Annotated in this window: 14 protein-coding genes; 3 read left to right on the top strand and 11 right to left on the bottom strand. The window is 67.5% G+C overall.

What is annotated here, in order from left to right; all coding sequences use genetic code 11:
- The 3 genes from NBV68_RS09750 to NBV68_RS09760 all read right to left on the bottom strand — a co-directional run.
- Positions 1–651 (bottom strand): DNA polymerase Y family protein (locus tag NBV68_RS09750; protein WP_296309272.1); only part of this gene is annotated, 651 nt, incomplete at its 3' end.
- Positions 533–1,294 carry a recA-like protein gene (locus NBV68_RS09755; protein ID WP_296309274.1) on the bottom strand — a complete coding sequence of 254 codons (762 nt, stop codon included), beginning with the start codon at positions 1,292–1,294 and terminating at the stop codon, positions 533–535. The genes NBV68_RS09750 and NBV68_RS09755, both read right to left, overlap by 119 nt.
- A gap of 114 nt (positions 1,295–1,408) precedes the next feature.
- Positions 1,409–2,983 (bottom strand): amino acid permease, encoded by a 1,575-nt coding sequence (locus NBV68_RS09760; protein ID WP_296309276.1) that lies wholly within the window; start codon positions 2,981–2,983, stop codon positions 1,409–1,411.
- Positions 2,984–3,120: 137 nt separating this feature from the next.
- On the opposite strand from NBV68_RS09760, the gene panB reads away from it, so the two are divergent.
- Positions 3,121–3,993 (top strand): 3-methyl-2-oxobutanoate hydroxymethyltransferase, encoded by an 873-nt coding sequence (gene panB, locus NBV68_RS09765; protein ID WP_296309278.1) that lies wholly within the window; start codon positions 3,121–3,123, stop codon positions 3,991–3,993.
- On the opposite strand, the gene NBV68_RS09770 is transcribed toward panB, so the two are convergent.
- The 6 genes from NBV68_RS09770 to NBV68_RS09795 form a co-directional block, all read right to left on the bottom strand.
- Positions 3,990–4,967: a bile acid:sodium symporter family protein gene (locus NBV68_RS09770; RefSeq protein ID WP_296309281.1), complete on the bottom strand. Its 978-nt coding sequence runs from the start codon at positions 4,965–4,967 to the stop codon at positions 3,990–3,992. The genes panB and NBV68_RS09770 overlap by 4 nt on opposite strands.
- A 52-nt stretch (positions 4,968–5,019) precedes the next feature.
- Positions 5,020–6,501 carry a hypothetical protein gene (locus NBV68_RS09775; protein WP_296309284.1) on the bottom strand — a complete coding sequence of 494 codons (1,482 nt, stop codon included), beginning with the start codon at positions 6,499–6,501 and terminating at the stop codon, positions 5,020–5,022.
- Positions 6,485–7,849, bottom strand: coding sequence for a PEP-CTERM-box response regulator transcription factor (prsR, locus tag NBV68_RS09780; protein ID WP_296309286.1), 1,365 nt, complete (start codon positions 7,847–7,849; stop codon positions 6,485–6,487). Before prsR ends, NBV68_RS09775 begins: the two co-directional genes overlap by 17 nt.
- Positions 7,849–9,993, bottom strand: a complete 2,145-nt coding sequence (gene prsK / locus NBV68_RS09785; protein WP_296309289.1) for an XrtA/PEP-CTERM system histidine kinase PrsK — start codon at positions 9,991–9,993, stop codon at positions 7,849–7,851. The genes prsR and prsK overlap by 1 nt, the downstream gene beginning before the upstream one ends.
- Positions 9,972–11,357 (bottom strand): TIGR03013 family XrtA/PEP-CTERM system glycosyltransferase, encoded by a 1,386-nt coding sequence (locus tag NBV68_RS09790; protein WP_296309293.1) that lies wholly within the window; start codon positions 11,355–11,357, stop codon positions 9,972–9,974. The genes prsK and NBV68_RS09790 overlap by 22 nt, the downstream gene beginning before the upstream one ends.
- 129 nt (positions 11,358–11,486) lie before the next feature.
- The gene (locus tag NBV68_RS09795; protein WP_296309296.1) at positions 11,487–12,842 is read right to left on the bottom strand and encodes a helix-turn-helix transcriptional regulator; all 1,356 of its coding nucleotides are present in this window, start codon (positions 12,840–12,842) and stop codon (positions 11,487–11,489) included.
- 181 nt (positions 12,843–13,023) lie between these two features.
- Here NBV68_RS09795 and NBV68_RS09800 point away from each other — a divergent pair, with 181 nt between their 5' ends.
- Entirely contained in the window at positions 13,024–14,622 is a 1,599-nt protein-coding gene (locus NBV68_RS09800) for an isocitrate lyase (RefSeq protein ID WP_296309299.1), read from the top strand.
- Between the two features lie 102 nt (positions 14,623–14,724).
- Positions 14,725–14,910: a hypothetical protein gene (locus NBV68_RS09805; protein ID WP_296309301.1), complete on the top strand. Its 186-nt coding sequence runs from the start codon at positions 14,725–14,727 to the stop codon at positions 14,908–14,910.
- A gap of 122 nt (positions 14,911–15,032) precedes the next feature.
- Here NBV68_RS09805 and NBV68_RS09810 read toward each other — a convergent pair whose 3' ends face one another.
- Positions 15,033–16,349, bottom strand: coding sequence for an amidohydrolase (locus tag NBV68_RS09810; RefSeq protein ID WP_296309304.1), 1,317 nt, complete (start codon positions 16,347–16,349; stop codon positions 15,033–15,035).
- A 45-nt stretch (positions 16,350–16,394) separates the two neighbouring features.
- Positions 16,395–16,829: SLC13 family permease (locus tag NBV68_RS09815; RefSeq protein ID WP_296309305.1), on the bottom strand; the 435-nt coding region annotated here is incomplete at its 5' end.

Genomic DNA, 16,829 nt, shown 5'->3' on the forward strand with positions numbered 1-16,829 from the left:
AAGCTCGCCGAGGCGCTTGATACCGAGGCGGCGCAGCGCGGTGAGCACGTCGTCGTCGAGGCGGAGCCCTGCCACCGGCAGATCGGCGAGGAGGCGCAATGGATCGTCTTGGGGTGCAAGGATCGCGCTCGGGCGGGCGTAATGCGAAAGCGCCCAGGCCGCCCCGGCCGTCGGTGCGAGGGCGGCCCGGGCGGTGAGGCCGCGCTGGGCGAAGGCGGCGGCGACGTCGGCCAGAAGCCGCGCCTCGCCCCCGAACAGGTGCGCGACGCCGGTGACATCGACCAGCAGACCATCGGGCGGGTCAAGCGCGCTCCACGGCCCCCAGCGCTGCGCCCACAGGGCGAGCTTCTCGAGGCAAGCGAGATCGCCCGCCGGATCGGCGGGGACAGCGGCAAGATCGGGGCACAGAGCGCAGGCGTCGGCGAGCAGCATGCCGACGCGCGCGCCCGCGGCAAGGCCTGCGTCATTGGCGGCGGTGATGCGGGGGCCGTGCGCGGTCTCGAGGATCAGCGCGGTGGGTGCAGCATCCGCCTCAGGCGTGGACGCGCGCCGCCAGCGATCGACCGACAGTCGGGCGAGCCAGATGGACAAGATCCGGCGCGGTGGTGTCGAAGTCGGGCTCGCTGGCGAGGCGCAGGGTTCCGGCGTCATCGCTGAGGCTCCATTGGCCAGGCTGGTGGGTGCGCGCGCGGAACAGTTCGGCGTACCATGTTGCAGGCCCGGGGGCGGACGCGTCCCAGCGGCCGGGCGCGGAAGGGGCGGCGCGCACCTGCCAGCGCATCCGGGCCGAGGACAGGTCGGGCGCGGCATCGAGGCGCACGAGCCACAGCCGCACGCCATGCTTCTCGGCCGTGAGGCTGAGGCGGCGCGAGGCGGTGAAGTTGAGCGCGCGCGGATTTCCCGCGATCTCGCCGATCACGCAGGCGAGGTCACGGCATTTGAGGCCCTCCTCCAGCGCGAAGAGCGCGTCCTCGGGCGTGGCGGCGGCGACGTGGATCAGGCGGTGGGCAAGGTCGGCCGGCAGGCCCGCAAGGCACGGCCGCCCGCCCTGCCGGATCGCCGCGCGGTCCTGCACCCACAGCACCTGCCGCGTGTCCTCCCCCTCCCCCGAGGCCGCGAGCGCATCGCGTGCCAGCGCCAGCGCCAGCCCCGCCCCGCTCGCCTCATTGGCGGGCGCGAAGATTTCCGAGTGGAACGGCTGCGCCGCCAGCCCCGGCCGCCAGCGCGGCTCGGGCAAGGGGCGCGACAGGACGCGGGCGGGCGAGGGTTTGGAGAACATGGTGGAACGACTCATATGTTCGCATTATGTTCCAACATGCCCGTCTTGGCAATCGCTCCGCCGGCACAAAGCAAAAGGGCCGCCCTTACCGGACGGCCCTTCGCATCTTTCCACAACAAGGTCCGGCGATCAGCTCTTCGTTGTATCGATCGGCACCATCTTTTCTTCGCCGCCTATATCGTCGACCACCTCGATGACCCCGCGCCCCAGGTGGCTGTGGCTGCGGCTGTAGGCGAAATAGATCACGACCCCGACCGCACCCCAAACAGGCAGGAACAGCATCGCCTCGATCGGCAAGTTGAAGAACAGCAACACGCAACCAATGATGGTTGCCGGTGCGACAATCCACACGAAGGGCACACGGAAGTGCCGCTTGCGGTCAGGATCGTTCTTGCGCAGCATCATCACGGCGACAGCCACCATGAAAAACGCATACAGCGTGCCCGCATTCGAGATGTCCGCCAGCTTGCCAACCGGGAAGAACGCCGCGGCAACCGCCACGGCGACGCCTGTGATAATCGTGACGATATGGGGCGTCTTGTACTTCGGGTGCACCGTGCTGAGCCGTTCGGGCAGGAGACCGTCGCGGCTCATCACGAAGAAGATGCGGGTCTGGCCGAAGATCAGCACCAGAATGACAGAAGGCAGAGCGATGATCGCCGCAAGGCCGACGGCATTGCCGATCCAGGAGAAGCCAAGCACCTTCAGCACGTGGGCCAGCGGCTCATTCGAGCAGACCAGCGCTTCGGCATATTGCGGCATCGCACACTGGCGCGCGAGTTCTTGCGACCCGGCCTCCAACGGCAGCCCCATCGCATCGAGAATAGGCTGACCGCCGAGCGTACCGATGGCCCCCGCTGCCACCAGAATGTAGAACAAGGTGCAGAACAGCAGCGAGCCGATCAGTCCGATCGGCACGTTACGCTGCGGGTCTTTGGTCTCCTCGGCGGCCGTAGAGACAGCATCGAAGCCGACATAGGCAAAGAACATCGTCGCCGCAGCACCGACCGCGCCGACGCCCGATCCCCACCCGCCGAAAACACCTGCAGGCAAGAAGGGATTGAACCGCTCCATACTGAATTCGGCGCTGGTCAGGGTGATACCGACGAAGGCCAAAAGGGCCGTGACCTTGACCACCACGAGAACCGCATTGACCTTGGCGCTTTCGCTAGTGCCGACCACAAGCAGCCAGGTCATCAAAAGAGCGATCAGCAGTGCTGGAAGGTTGATCAACCCGCCTTCCGCGCCGCCAAAGGCGAGCGGGCCGGCGCTGAGCCAGGCTGGCAACTGCCAGCCCATTCCGCCCAAGATCGTTCCGTTGAAGTACCCCGACCAACCGACTGAAACCGCCGAAGCAGCGATCGCGTATTCCATGATCAGCGCCCAGCCGACAGTCCATGCGAAGAATTCGCTGATCGTGGCATAGCTATAGGTATAGGCACTACCTGCAACCGGGATCATCGATGCGATCTCAGCATAGCAAAGCGCGGCAACGATACATACGAGCCCGGCAATCAGAAAGGCAATCATCAGGCCCGGCCCAGCCTTTTGCGCCCCAACCGAAGTCAGAACGAAAATGCCAGTGCCGATAACGCACCCGATCCCGAGCAGCGTCAGCTGGAACCAGCCCAGCGAGCGGTGCAGCGATTTCTTCTCCGCCGTCGCGAGAATCGCATCGAGCGGCTTTACCCGATCAAGAAACATCTGGAATAGGTCTCCCACTGATCGCGCAAAATCCCCTCGCGCGATCGTCAGGGCGTCACGCTAGCGCAACATGCACACAAGACAAGCGGCAATGCACGGGCTTTCCCCCGGGGCGCGCAGGCGCTAGACCCGTGGGCATGTCCACGACCTTCCAGCTCGACACCAGCACAAGCCGCGCCAATCCCACCCCGGCCCCGATGCGGCGGCTCACCGTGCCCGCGATCCGGGCGCGCAAAGGCGATGGGGTAACGGGCGAGCCGCTGGTGATGCTCACAGCCTATACCGCACGCCAGGCGCAGCTGCTCGATGCGCATTGCGATCTGCTGCTGGTCGGGGATTCGCTCGGGCAGGTGATCTACGGCCTGCCCTCGACCGTGCCCGTCACGCTCGAGATGATGGCCAATCATGGCGCGGCGGTTGTACGGGGGTCGTACCATTCGGTGGTGGTCATCGACATGCCGTTCGGCTCCTATGAGGCCTTGCCGAGCCAAGCTTTCGAGAGCGCGGCCTATCTGATGAAGCAGACGGGCGCGGCTGCGGTGAAGCTCGAAGGCGGGGCAGCGATGGCGCCGACAGTCGCCTTCCTTAACAGCCGCGGCATTCCGGTGATGGGCCATGTCGGCCTCACCCCGCAGGCCGTGAATGTGCTCGGCGGCTATGGCGCGCGGGGGCGCTCGGACGCCGAGGCTGAGAAAATCGTTAGCGACGCCAAGGCTTTGGATGAAGCTGGGGCCTTCGCCATCGTCATCGAGGGCGTGGTCGAACCCATCGCCATCGCCGCCACCAGGGCGGTCTCCTGCCCGACCATCGGCATCGGCGCCTCGGCGCAGTGCGACGGGCAGGTGCTGGTCACCGAGGACATGCTCGGCATGTTCGAGCGCGTGCCGCGCTTCGTGAAGCGCTACGAGGACATCGCGGGCGTGATCGACCGGACGGTGGCGCGCTATGCCGAGGAAGTGCGAAGCCGCAGCTTCCCCACCAGCGACCAAACCTACCAACCCAAGGCTTAGCCTTCCGCGCCTTTCGCCAAGCGCATCGCCAGCGGCGCGGCAAGCACCAGCTGCGCGAAGTGATAGAGCAGCAGCGGCGCGATCACGAAGCCCGCGCTCGCAGGGGGGAACAGGATCGCGGCGAGCGGCGCACCGATCGCGACGCTCTTCTGCGATCCGGCGAAGAGGAAGGCGATGCGGTCGCCCCGCGCCAGCCCCAGCAAGGCGCCCATACCCCAAGCCGCGCCGAGCGCCAGCCCCAGCATCGCCAGCACCAGCGCCACCAGCGCGGCCCAGTCGGCAGGCGCGAACATCGTCGCCAGCCCCTGTTCGACCGCGCCCGAAAAGGCGACGAAGACCGCGATCCCGATAACCGCGCGGTCGAGCCAGGCAGCGGTGGCCTTGTGCGCGACCAGCTGATCGATGAAGCGGTCCTGCACCGCCTGTCCGATGGCGAAGGGCAGGACGAGGATCAGCCCGATGCGCACAATCGCCTCGCCCCCGATATCCCCGGCCCCTACCCCGCCGACAGCGGCGAAGAGCGGCGCGCTCAACAGCACGCCCGCGATATTGATCAGCGCCGCGCCGACCACCGACAGCGCGACATTGCCATTGGCAAGGCTCGTGTAAGAGGTCGCCGATTGCACGGTCGAGGGCAGGCAGCCGAGGAACACGAAGCCCAGCGCCACCAGCGGCGGCAGCACCGCGCCCGCCAACCACCCGAAGCCGAGGCCGAGCAGCGCCATCGCGCCGAAAACGAAGGCCATCAGCGGCCCAAAATAGCGCCAGTTGGCGATACCGCGCGCGATTTCGGAGCGGCGGATGCGCATGCCATTGACGAGGAACAGCACGAAGATGCCGACATTGGATACGGTGGTCGCGGCGCTGCGCGCCTCCCCCGCCGCCGGCAGCACCAGCGCGAGCGCGGTCGCGGACACCAGCACGGCGATCATCGGGTCGCGCAGGAAGGGGAGGGCTTGCAGGAGGCGGGACATGGGCGCGGCGTCCCTGCCCTGCCGCCACGCGATTGTCGAGCGGTAGCGGGGCCTATCTTGCGGCGAGGCTGCGCGGACGCAACTCGGCGAGCAGGGCGGCAAAGCGCTCGGCCTCGCCGATATTGCCCAACTCCCGTGCCGCGCGCAGGCGCAGATCGAGAAGTGCGGGATCATGTCCCGCGCGCAAGCCCAGCGCATGATCGAGCAGCAGCGCGGTGCGCCGCCAGTCGCCGCGCGCCGCCTGACGCTCGGCCAGCGCCGCAAGCGCGCTCGCATTCTCGGTCTCGCCCGCGACCTGCCGTGCGAGCAGCATTTCGGCCGCCGCCGGATTGCCATGTCGGGCAAAGGTCCACGCCGCCTTGCGGGTGATCGGCCAGGGCCGCCGCGCCTCGGAGGCGAGCGCATAGGCGGTGAGCGCAGCCCGCGGATCGCCTGCGCCGAGCAGCGCGTCTCCGGCCAACGCGGCTACATCGGCCGAGGCGGGGAAGCGCGTGCGCAGCGCCGTGGCTTCAGCCTGCGCACCGGCGACATTGCCGCTCCACAGCATCTTTCGGATGGCATTGGTGGGCGGCGGCATGTTGTCGCGCAGGCCTAGCAACACGGGGACCGCGCGGGCCGGCGCATAGGCGCGCGCCAACAGCGGCGCTGCCGCCGCGCGATCGCCGAGCCGCTCGTGCGCGCGCGCAACCAGCATCAGGAGATAGGGCGAAGGCTCGGGCAGGCTCGCCTCGGGGGCAAAGCGGCGCACCAGTTCGGCATCGCGCCGGCCATCGAACATCGCCCGTGCGAGCAGTTCGCGCGCCCGCGCATTGGCGGGCTGGCGCGCCACAAGGGTCTCGAGGCTCGACGCCGCGCTGTCGGCATTGCCTTCCTCGAGGCTGATAGCCGCATCGAGCAGCAGCGCCGCCGGCACGCCTCGCGCCGCCATGCCGCTCTTTGAGAGCAGGCTGCGGGCGATGGAAAACTGGCCTCCGCGTGCCGCGATCACGGCTTGCAGGTAGAGCGCACGCGGGTCTTCCGGCGCCGCTTCGGCAAGCGCGCGCGCCGCCTTGAGGCTGGCGCGCGCCTCGCCCGCATCGCCGAGGGTTGCGGCATAGTCGGCCAGTGTATCGGGGTCCCCGGGGTCGGCCTTCAGCGCGGCTTCGAACCAGACCAGCGAATCCGCCGCGCCGTGGGCATCGCGCACCATCAGCGCGCGCAGCCGCAGTGCGGGCGCGTGGGCGGGCCCGAAGGCAAGCGCGCGGTCGGCCGCCTCGAGCGCGGTCAGATGCTCGCCGCCGCGCAGGCGAAGCCGGGCGATGGCGAGCCACAGATCGGGGCTTTCGGGCGCGAGGCCGCGCGCCTCGTCGAGCATCCGCCCGGCATCGGCCAGCGCGCCGTCCGCCATCGCCTTGTCGGCATCGGCGAGCAGACGGGTGAAGGCCGGGCTGCCTTCCCCGATCCCGCGATGCGCTCGGTGCGCAGGCGCTTGCGAGCAGGCCGCCAGCGCCAGCACACCTGCGAGGGCAGCAAGGGCGCTAGACCTGAAGGTCATACTGCTTGAGGAGGTCGTAAAGCGTCGGGCGGCTGATCCCGAGCAGCTTCGCGGTGCTCGAGATGTTGCCCTCGCTGCGGGCCAGCGCATGGCGGATCACGCGCCGGTCGGTCGCCTCGCGCGCGGCCTTGAGGTTGAGGAGCTGCGCGTCCTCGTTCTCGCGATCGGCAAGGTCGAGGTCCTCGGCATTGACCAGCTTGCCATCGGCCATGATCACTGCGCGCTTCACGCGGTTTTCGAGCTCGCGGACATTGCCCGGCCAGTCATGCGCATCGATCGCGGCGAGCGCATCGGGGGCAAAGCCGGTGACCGACGGGTTCATCTCGGCGGCAAAGCGCTTGAGGAAGGCTTTCGCCAGCAGCACCGGATCGCCGTGCCTTTCGGCCAGCCCCGGGATGCGCACGACGATCTCGGCGAGGCGGTAAAACAGGTCTTCGCGGAAGGCGCCTGCGGTGATCATGCTTTCGAGATCCTGGTGGGTGGCGCACACGATCCGGGTATTGACCGCGATCGCCTTGCGCCCGCCGACGCGCTCGATGGTCCGCTCCTGCAGGAATCGCAGCAGCTTGACCTGGAGCGGCAGGGGAATGTCGCCCACCTCGTCGAGGAACAGCGTGCCCCCGTCGGCGCTTTCGATCTTGCCCTCGGTGGTTTTCACTGCGCCGGTAAAGGCCCCCTTTTCGTGGCCGAAGAGCTCGCTTTCGAGCAAGTTCTCGGGGATGGCGGCGCAGTTGATGGCAACGAAGGGCCCGCCCGCGCGGTCGCTGGCATCGTGAAGGCCCTTGGCGAGCAGTTCCTTGCCCGTCCCGCTCGCGCCGAGCAGCATTACCGAGACGCTGGTGCGCGCCACGCGCTCGATGGTGCGGGCGACCTTGACCATCTCGGGCGCGCCGGTGATCATCCGGCCGAGCACGGTCTTGTCGGCGCTGGCCGAGGCGACGAGGCGGCGGTTCTCCTCCTCGATGGTGCGCAGATTGAAGGCGCGGCGCACGATCAGGCCCAATGCGTCAATGTCGATCGGCTTCTGGTAGAAGTCGTAGGCCCCCCGCGCGATGGCCGCCAGAGCGCTTTCTCGGGCGCCGTGGCCGCTCGCGACGATCACCTTGGTGTCGGGCTTCAGCGCCATGATCGCGTCAAGCACGGCAAAGCCCTCGGTGGTGCCGTCGGGATCGGGCGGCAGGCCGAGATCAAGCGTGACAACGCCGGGCATTTCATGGCGCAGCGCAGTGATCGCGCTGTCGCGGTCGCCCGCGATCACTACCTCGAAATCGTCATAGGCCCATTTGAGCTGGGCCTGCAGGCCCGGATCGTCCTCGATCACCAGCAGTACGGGTTTCTTTTCGGGCATTATCGGGCCTCCTGGTGGGCTGCGTCACGATTGTCCCCGGCGCAGAGCAAGCGCGCGGCCTCGGCGAACGGCAGGGCAACGGCAAAGCGGGTGCCGAGCCCCTCGCGGCTTTCGACCGAGACCCGCCCGCCCATCGCCTTGACCAGCTCGCGCGCCTCGAAAGCGCCAATGCCGAAGCCGCCGGGCTTGGAGGAGACGAAGGGCTTGAACAGGCCGGTGCGCACGAATTCGGGGCTCATGCCGTGGCCGGAATCGACTACCTCGATGCTGCCCGAGAGCCCCTCGGCGGTGACGTCGAGGAACACCGGCGTGCCGCTCTGGCTGGCGTCAATCGCGTTCTGAATCAGATGGATCAGCGCCTGCTCGAGCGCCTCGCGGTTGCCCATCACGCGTACCGGCTCCTCGCGGGTGAGATGCACCGGATGGACACCGGCAAAGCGCGCCGCCAGCGCCTTGGCAAGCGCGACCAGTTCGATGTCGCCGCTCGCCGAAGCCTGCCCTGCCCCGTAGCGCCCGAGACGAGCGAGGAGAGCGGAGAGCTTGTCGGCGGAATTCCTCAGGGTCACCAGCATGTCGGCGCGGAAGGCGGGATTGTCGGCGTGCTTCTCGGCATTGGCGGCAAGCAGCGAGAGCTGGCTAACGAGGTTCTTGATGTCGTGCATCACGAAGGCCATGCGCCGGTTGAACTCGTCGAAGCGGCTCGCGTCCATCAGCGCTTGCTGCCCGGCCTGTTCGGCAAGGTAGCTCGCCAGCTGCTGGCCGGCGACCCGCAGCAGGTCGAAGTCCTCCCAGTCGAGCTGCCGCGGATTGCGCGGGCGGGCGAGCACGATCACACCGACCAGGCGGTCGAAATGGATCAGCGGCACCAGCGCCCAGGCGTCCTCGGCGTCCATCAGCCAGCAGGGCACATGGCCTGCCTCGCCGTGGTGGTCGATCCCCTCGCGCGCCTCGTCGAGGGCGAGCACCATGTTGTGCTGTTCGAGCAGGCCCGACAGCGCGAATTCGCCCGCAATCGCAGGCACGGCGAGGGTCGGCCAGTTCCAGCGCGCGGTGAGTTCGAGCTGGGCCTGTTCGTTGGGCATCAGCAGCAGGCCCGCAGGGCTTTCAGTGATGTCGGCGAGCGCCTTGACCACGCGCTCTTCGAGGCTCGCGCCGCCTGCTGTGCCGCGGCCGATGGTGCGGGTGAAGCGCAGCCATTCCTGACGGTAGTCATAGCGGTGCTGGAAGAGGTGCTTCGTCGCAGTTACGCGCAGCCATCCGCGCAGTCGCCGCGACGGGAGGGCAAGGGCGGCGGCAATGATCGCGGCGAGCACGAACACCGCCTGGCTCGCCCGCGCCGCATCGCCGCCAAGCAGGGCGAGCGACTTGGCGATCAGCACCATCCCGACCAGATAGCCGCCGATCAGCAGCAGCGAGAGCGTGCGGAAGGCGACCGCGCGCGAGGGGCTGAACTGCACCCGAGGCCCCGCCGCATTCATGCCGAGCGCGAAGATCACCGCCATCGCGCCCGCCAGCAGCCCGCGCACATCGCCGAGCAGCGGCGGCATCGCGCCACCGAGATAGGCGAGCGTGTGGAGGTTGAGATCGTAAGCGAAGACCCCGGTCAGCGCCATGCCGGTCCAGCGCAGCACCGGGCGCATCACCGCCGCCGCGCCCGCATAGAGGTTGTGGAGCAGCATCAACGCACCGATTGCCACCAGCATGTCGATCAGCACCCGCGCATCATAGGCGGCCCGCGCGACTTCCTCGGTGCCGCCCAGAGAGATGCCCAACCATAGCACCACCAGCTGAAGCAGCTGCACCAGCACCAGCGCCAGGATCACCGGGCGCACGGGCTTGAGGCTGTTGCTGCGGCCGTCGGCGGCGAACAGGCTGAAGATCGTAGCGATCAGGGCAAGGTTGCGCACCATCGCCGCGATCACCGCCACGCCGTGCTCGGGGCCCAGCATCGCGGCCAGCGCACACCATGCAGCGCTCGCCGCTGCCGCCGCCATCAGCCCGATGCGGTCGGGGCGAGCGCGCTCGCCGTTGCGCCAGATCCACAGCATCGCGCCCGCACTCAGCACCGCCCCCGCGATCCACGCGAGCAAGCCCGCCAGCGGCAGCATGGCGCCCATCCAGATCACCGCGCACCCTCCGGCCACAGGATCACCCGCAGCGTCTGGAGCAGGATGACGAAGTCGAGGAAGGGCGTGTAGTTCTTGGCGTAGTAGAGATCATATTCGAGCTTGCAGCGGCTGTCCTCGACCGAGGCGCCGTAGGGGTAATTGATCTGCGCCCAGCCCGTGATTCCCGGCTTCACCATGTGGCGTTCCGAATAGAAGGGGATCTCCTCCTCGAGGCTTTCGACAAAGGAGGGCACTTCGGGGCGCGGGCCGACGAAGCTCATTTCGCCCTTCAAGACGCTCCAGGTCTGGGGCAGTTCGTCGATCCTGACCTTGCGGATGAATCGCCCGAGCCGGGTGATGCGCGGATCGTCCTTCTCGGCCCATTTGGCCCCGTCCTTCTCGGCATCGGTGCGCATCGAGCGCAGCTTGATCAGCGTGAACGGCTCGCCATAGAGCCCCACCCGCTTCTGGCGGAAGAAGGCCGGGCCCTTGCTGTCCAGCTTCACGAGGCCGGCGAAAATGATGATAACGGGCAGCGTCAGCGCCAGCAGGATGCAGCTCGCCGTGATGTCGAAGATGCGCTTGCACGCGCTCGAGAACATCCGGCTGCTCGAAAAGCCGTCGGAAAAGATCAGCCAGCTGGGATTGACCGTGTCGAGATCGACGCGGCCGGTCTCGCGCTCGATGAAGCTGGAAAAGTCGTTGACGTGGACGCCCTTGGTCTTGATGCGCAGCAGGTCCTTTAGCGGCAGCGAATTGCGGCGTTCCTGGAGCGCCAGCACCACCTCGGAAACGCCGAGGTTCTCGACGAAACGGCCAAGGTCATGGATCGCCGAGCGCGGGATAGCCTCTTCGACCACCCGGTTGTTGTCGCTCATGGCGATATAGGCAACGATCGCAAAGCCGGTCTCGGGCTTGTCGCCCAGCTCGCGCAGCCGCTGCGCGCGGTCGCCTGCGCCCAGCACCATGACGCGGCGGCGGAAGGCGGAGGAGCCGAGGAAGGAATTGAGCAGCAGCCGGTCGGCGACCAGCACCAGGATCGCCAGCCCCATGGTGTAGAGCAGCGTCGATCGCCAGAACAGCTCGCTCGGGATGACGAAGTCGACCACCGCCAGCGCAATGATCCCGAGGCTGATCGCGACCAGCACGCGTGCGCCGGCAAAGCGCAGGGAGCGTAGCGCGTTGGGCCCGTAGACCCCGACCGCGATCATCGCCAGCCAGATCACCATCGCCGTGCCGAACAGCGCCATGGAGCGGCCACTCAATTCGCCCAGATCCATCCCGATCTGTGCCGCGCGCCATTGCCAGGCGATCTCGCTGGCAAGCACCAGCAGCCCGAGATCGAGCAGGCCGAGCAGCAGCACGGCGTGGGGGATGTAATGCTTGAACAGGCGGATCATCGCGAGTGGGGCCTCTGGTGCGTGCCCTGCGGCTTTTACGACCCAGACCTTAAGTGTCGGTAAATTTTACACCCCACTGTAAAGCGCGCGCGTTTCTGCGGGATGCGAGGGTTAACGCCGCTTTCGCAATTACACCCGCGGCCGCGGCAGCGTGCTGGCGAGGCGGGCGGGTGCGGGGTTCAGGCATTCGGCCTTTCCGCAGCGACCACAGGGGCTGCCGAGCGGGACGGCGTCGAGCCGGTCGAGCGATTGGCCGCGCGCGTGGGCGAGGTCTCCGGCAAAGCGTGCCTCGATCCCCAGCACAACGGCGCGGCGGCCGGCGCACATCACCCCGTCGCCATCGACCGTGCGGGTGATGGTGAACCAGTGGCGCGCGGCGCCCGCGCCCTCACCCTCGCCGAAGGTCGCGGCCTGGGTGAGAACGGTGCCGGGTCGCTCGAAGGCGGCATAGGGCACCCAGGCGGGCCAGCGCGCGCCATCGAGCGGGTGGATGGCCCCGCTCCCCCCGGCGGTGAAGCGGGTCATCCGCCCCGCCCTGTCGATCACCGCCATGAAGAATGGCAGTCCCCGCTCGCCGATGCGGCCCAGCGTGGTGAGGCGTTCGGCGACCTGATCGAAACTGACCGCAAAGCGGCGCTGCAAAACGGCGAGATCGTACCCGGTCGCTTCGCAAGCGCGCAGGAAGCGGCGGTAGGGCAGCAGCAGCGCGCCCGCGAGGTAATCGGCGATGTGCTCGCGAAAGGCGTCACGCGCCTCGGGGCTGGCAAGGTTCGCGCCCGTCACCAGCGTCTCGATCCCGTCGCGCATTTCGAGCTGCCCGACCTGCCGCGCGATCTGGAACCGCCGCGCGGCGCCGGGGAGCATTTCGGAGAGCTGCAACTGGCGGGCGTGGAGGTCAAGCCGGTGGACCTGCCCCGGCATCACCTCGGCCGGGAGGATGCGCACCTGGAGCTGGTGCCTTTCGCGCAGGCGTTCCGACAGGGCGGCGCTGATCTCCCCGCGGCTGAGGCGAAGTTCATCGGCAAGATCCTCGGCAGCGTGGTCGAGGTCTGCGAAATGGTTCTGCCAGCGCTCGACCGCGCGGCGGACGGCGGCGGCTGCATCCTCGGCGACGACCCGCTCGCCCCCTCCCCCGGCATCATAGAGCCGCGCGAAGGCGGCAGCGACCTGCGGCGCGGCGGCGAGAAATTCCTGCACCTCCTCGCGGTCGATGCCGAGGTCGGCGAAGCGCTTGTCGGCCATGCGCCGCACGAGCCCGTCAAGCCCGCCGATATTGTCATCCTCGCGCAAGGAGCGCGGATCGAAGTCGAAGCGCTCGATCACCTGCACCAGCACACGCGCGGAGAGGGGGCGCTGGTTGCGCTCGATGAGGTTGAGGTAGGAAGGCGAGATGCCGAGCAGGCTCGCCATGCTAGCTTGGGTGAGGCCCTCGCGCTTGCGCAGGCGGCGCAGGGCGGGTCCGGCGAGGAGGGTGGTATCGGCCATGGCGGCGTTGTAAACTTATTTACTAATTGACACAAGATCGCGGGCAATTGTCCGGATAGCGACACGATTTCCTGTAAGTTTCCCTATCATGCTGCGCCGCACCACGGCAAATGGTGCCCATCCAGCGGCGCGAGTCCGAACGGCCCTCGCACCACTCCCCGCCGACGGACAGGAGATGCACATGACTTACCAGAACACCATCACCCAGATGCGCGATGTCGTCGCCGCCAATGGGCCGAGCTGGGCCGCAATCGACCCCGAGAGCGCCGCCCGCATGGTGATCCAGAACCGTTTCCGCACCGGCCTCGACATCGCCAAGTACACCGCCGGGATCATGCGCGCCGACATGACCGCTTATGACGCAGACCCCGCGCAATACACCCAGTCGCTCGGCTGCTGGCACGGCTTCATCGCGCAGCAGAAACTGATCGCGATCAAGAAGCATTTCGGCACCACCAAGCAGCGCTACCTCTACCTCTCGGGCTGGATGGTCGCCGCGCTGCGCAGCGAATTTGGCCCCCTGCCCGACCAGTCGATGCACGAGAAGACCTCGGTGCCGGCGCTGATCGCAGAGCTCTACACCTTCTTGAAGCAGGCCGACGCCCGCGAACTCGGCATGATGTTCCGCGCCCTCGACGCCGCCCGCAAGGCCGGTGACGCAGTCGAAGCCAAGCGGATCGAGAACGCCATCGACAATTACGAAACCCACGTCGTTCCGATCATCGCCGACATCGACGCAGGGTTTGGCAATGCCGAGGCGACCTACCTCCTCGCCAAGAAGATGATCGAGGCCGGTGCCTGCGCGCTCCAGATCGAAAACCAGGTTTCGGACGAAAAGCAGTGCGGCCACCAAGACGGCAAGGTCACCGTGCCGCACGAGGACTTCCTCCAGAAGATCCGCGCCTGCCGCATGGCCTTCCTCGAGATGGGTGTGGAAGACGGGATCATTGTCGCCCGCACGGACTCGCTCGGCGCCGGCCTCACCAAGCAGATCGCTTTCTCGAAGGAGCCGGGCGATCTAGGCGACCAGTACAACAGCTTCCTCGACGCGGACGAAGTTGACCCCGCCAACATCACCAATGGTCAGGTGTTCATCAGCCGCGACGGCAAGCTGCTCGCCCCCAAGCGCCTGCCTTCGAACCTCTACCAGTTCCGCGCCGGCACGGGCGAGGATCGCGTCGTGCTCGACTGCATCACCTCGCTGCAGAACGGCGCCGACCTCCTCTGGATCGAGACCGAGAAGCCCCACGTCGAGCAGATCGCGAGCATGGTCGATCGCATCCGCGAGGTCGTGCCGGGTGCCAAGCTCGTCTACAACAACTCGCCCAGCTTCAACTGGACGCTCAACTTCCGCCAGCAGGTGTTCGACGCCTGGGAAGCGGCGGGCAAGGACGTGTCGGCTTACGACCGCGCCAAGCTGATGAGCGTCGACTACGACGGCACCGAGCTGTCGAACGAAGCCGACGAGAAGATCCGCACCTTCCAGCGCGATGCCGCTGCCCGGGCCGGGATCTTCCACCACCTCATCACCCTGCCCACCTACCACACCGCCGCGCTCAGCACCGACAACCTCGCCCGCGAGTATTTCGGCGAGGCGGGCATGCTCGGCTACGTCAAGAACGTGCAGCGCGAGGAGATCCGCCAGGGTATCGCCTGTGTGAAGCACCAGAACATGTCGGGCTCCGACATTGGTGACGATCACAAGGAATACTTCGCCGGGGAAGCCGCATTGAAGGCCGGCGGCGCCCACAACACCATGAACCAGTTCGAGGCGGCATAACCAACGCCCGGGAGAGGGCCGGAGGGCTGCGATTTGCAGCCTTCCGGTTGCCCGGAAAGCCGCCTAAGGACTCGCGGGTGACATCACCGAGCGGAGAGTGACATGACCGATACCGACACCCCCAAGACCGAACCCGCCCGCGCCCGCGCGCTGCTTTCGACCGCCGACATGAAGCTGCTGCGCCGCGCCCTCGAAAGCCATGCCCGCAGCACCGAGGATCGCGAGGAGCTGGCCAAGATCAACGCCCTGCACCACCGCCTCGGCACTTACGTGCCCTCGGGCGAGTAACCCGTTTCACAGTTCTCCTGGGGAGGAGAAACGGCCGTCGGAGCGCCCGCAAGGGCCCGCTCCGGCGGCCGAATTTTTTGAGCCCTTGTCGCCCTATCGCTTCGCGACTTGAGGGCGGGAAATCACTTCTCCATCAGCTTCAGTGTCGCCGCGGTCAGCGCCTCGGTGGCGGTCGCGATCACCACCGGCGCGTCGGGCGCCCAGAACGGCGAGTGCAACGAGGGCAGCTCGACCTCGCCCTTTTGCGCGCGCTCCCACTCGGCCTGAGGCACGCCGCCGACCCAGAAGATCAGGCTTTGGACATTGGCCTTGTCGGCGCGGTAGAAGCGGCCGAAATCCTCGCCGCCCATCACCGCGGGCACCTCGAACACCCGGCCCTCGAAGCGGGGCTTGAGCCCGGCCATTACCTGATCGGTGAATTCGGGTGTGTTGTAGGTTGCTGGCGTATAGGGGTCCTGCACCGTCACCCGCGGCAGCTTGTCCTCGGGGACACCCGCCGCGATTGCCTCGCCCTTAGCAATGCGGGCGATGCCGTCGAGCAGGCGCTTGCGCGTCTCGTCTGAATAGCTCCTCACCGTCAGCTGGAGCCGCGCTTCATCGGGGATGATGTTGTGCTTCGCGCCTGCCTGGAAGCTCCCCACCGTCACCACCGCCGGATCGTTCGGGTTCTGCTCGCGGCTGACCAACGTCTGCAAACGCATGACGATGCTGGAGGCGATCACGATCGGGTCCTTGGTGGTGTGCGGATAGGCGCCGTGCCCGCCCACTCCCGGCACCACCACGTCGACGCTGTCGACATTCGCCAGCGCGAAGCCCTTCGAATAGCCGATCTGCCCGGCCGGGAACTGCGCCGCATCGTGGAAGGCAAGCACGTAGTCGGGCTTGGGGAAGCGGGTGAACAGCCCGTCTTCGAGCATCGCTTTGGCGCCCTGCCCGATCTCCTCGGCGGGCTGGAGGATCATCACCAGCGTGCCCGACCACTCGCTCTTGCGCGCGGCAAGCAGCTGCGCGGTGCCGATCCAGGCGGTCATATGGGTGTCGTGCCCGCAGGCGTGCATCACGCCGGTCTCGGTCCCGTTCTGGGCGAGGGCGCGCTTCTTCGAGGCAAAGGGCAAGCCGGTCTGCTCGACCACCGGCAGGCCGTCCATGTCGGCGCGCAGCAGCACCACCGGGCCGGGCCCGTTCTCCATCACCGCGACCACGCCGGTCTTGCCGACGCCCTCGGTCACCGTGAAGCCCAGCGCACGGGCGCGGGCGGCGAGCTTCCTCGCGGTCTCGACCTCCTGAAACGAGAGCTCGGGATTGGCGTGGAGGTCGCGGTAGAGCTCAACCAGCGCGGGCAGATCCGCAGCCACCGCATCGCGCAGCTCGTCGGCCTGCGCCGGCACCGCGCCAAGCGCCAGCGCGCTCACGCCTGCCAGGATCGCCATCATCCGCATCACTCTTCCCCTTGATGTGTCTCTAGACCGCGCCCGTCGCCGCGCTCACATCCCGTACCACAGCGTCAGCAGCACTGAGAGCACCGTCACCATGATCGCCACCAGCGGCGTGCCCGCGCGAAAATAGTCGCCGAAATTGTAATTGCCCTCGGACATGATCAGCAGGTTGGTCTGATAGGCGATCGGCGTCGCGAAGCTGAGATTGCAGCCGAACAATACCGCCAGCACCATCGGTTCGGGCGGCAGGCCCAGCTGGGTTGCGACATTAAAGGCAATCGGCGTGCCGATGGTCGCAGCGGTGGCGTTGGAGGCAAAGTTGGTGAGCACCGTCACGAACAGCATGATCGCCGCCAGCACCAGTGCGGGAGGGAGATAGGCGAGCCCCAGCGAGAGCCCCTGCCCCAGCCACTCTGCCGCGCCGCTTTCGTCGATCACCCGGCCGATGGCGAGGCTCGCGGCGATAAGCACGATCACCTTGGC

Source organism: Erythrobacter sp., assembly GCF_023653175.1.
GTDB lineage: Bacteria > Pseudomonadota > Alphaproteobacteria > Sphingomonadales > Sphingomonadaceae > Erythrobacter.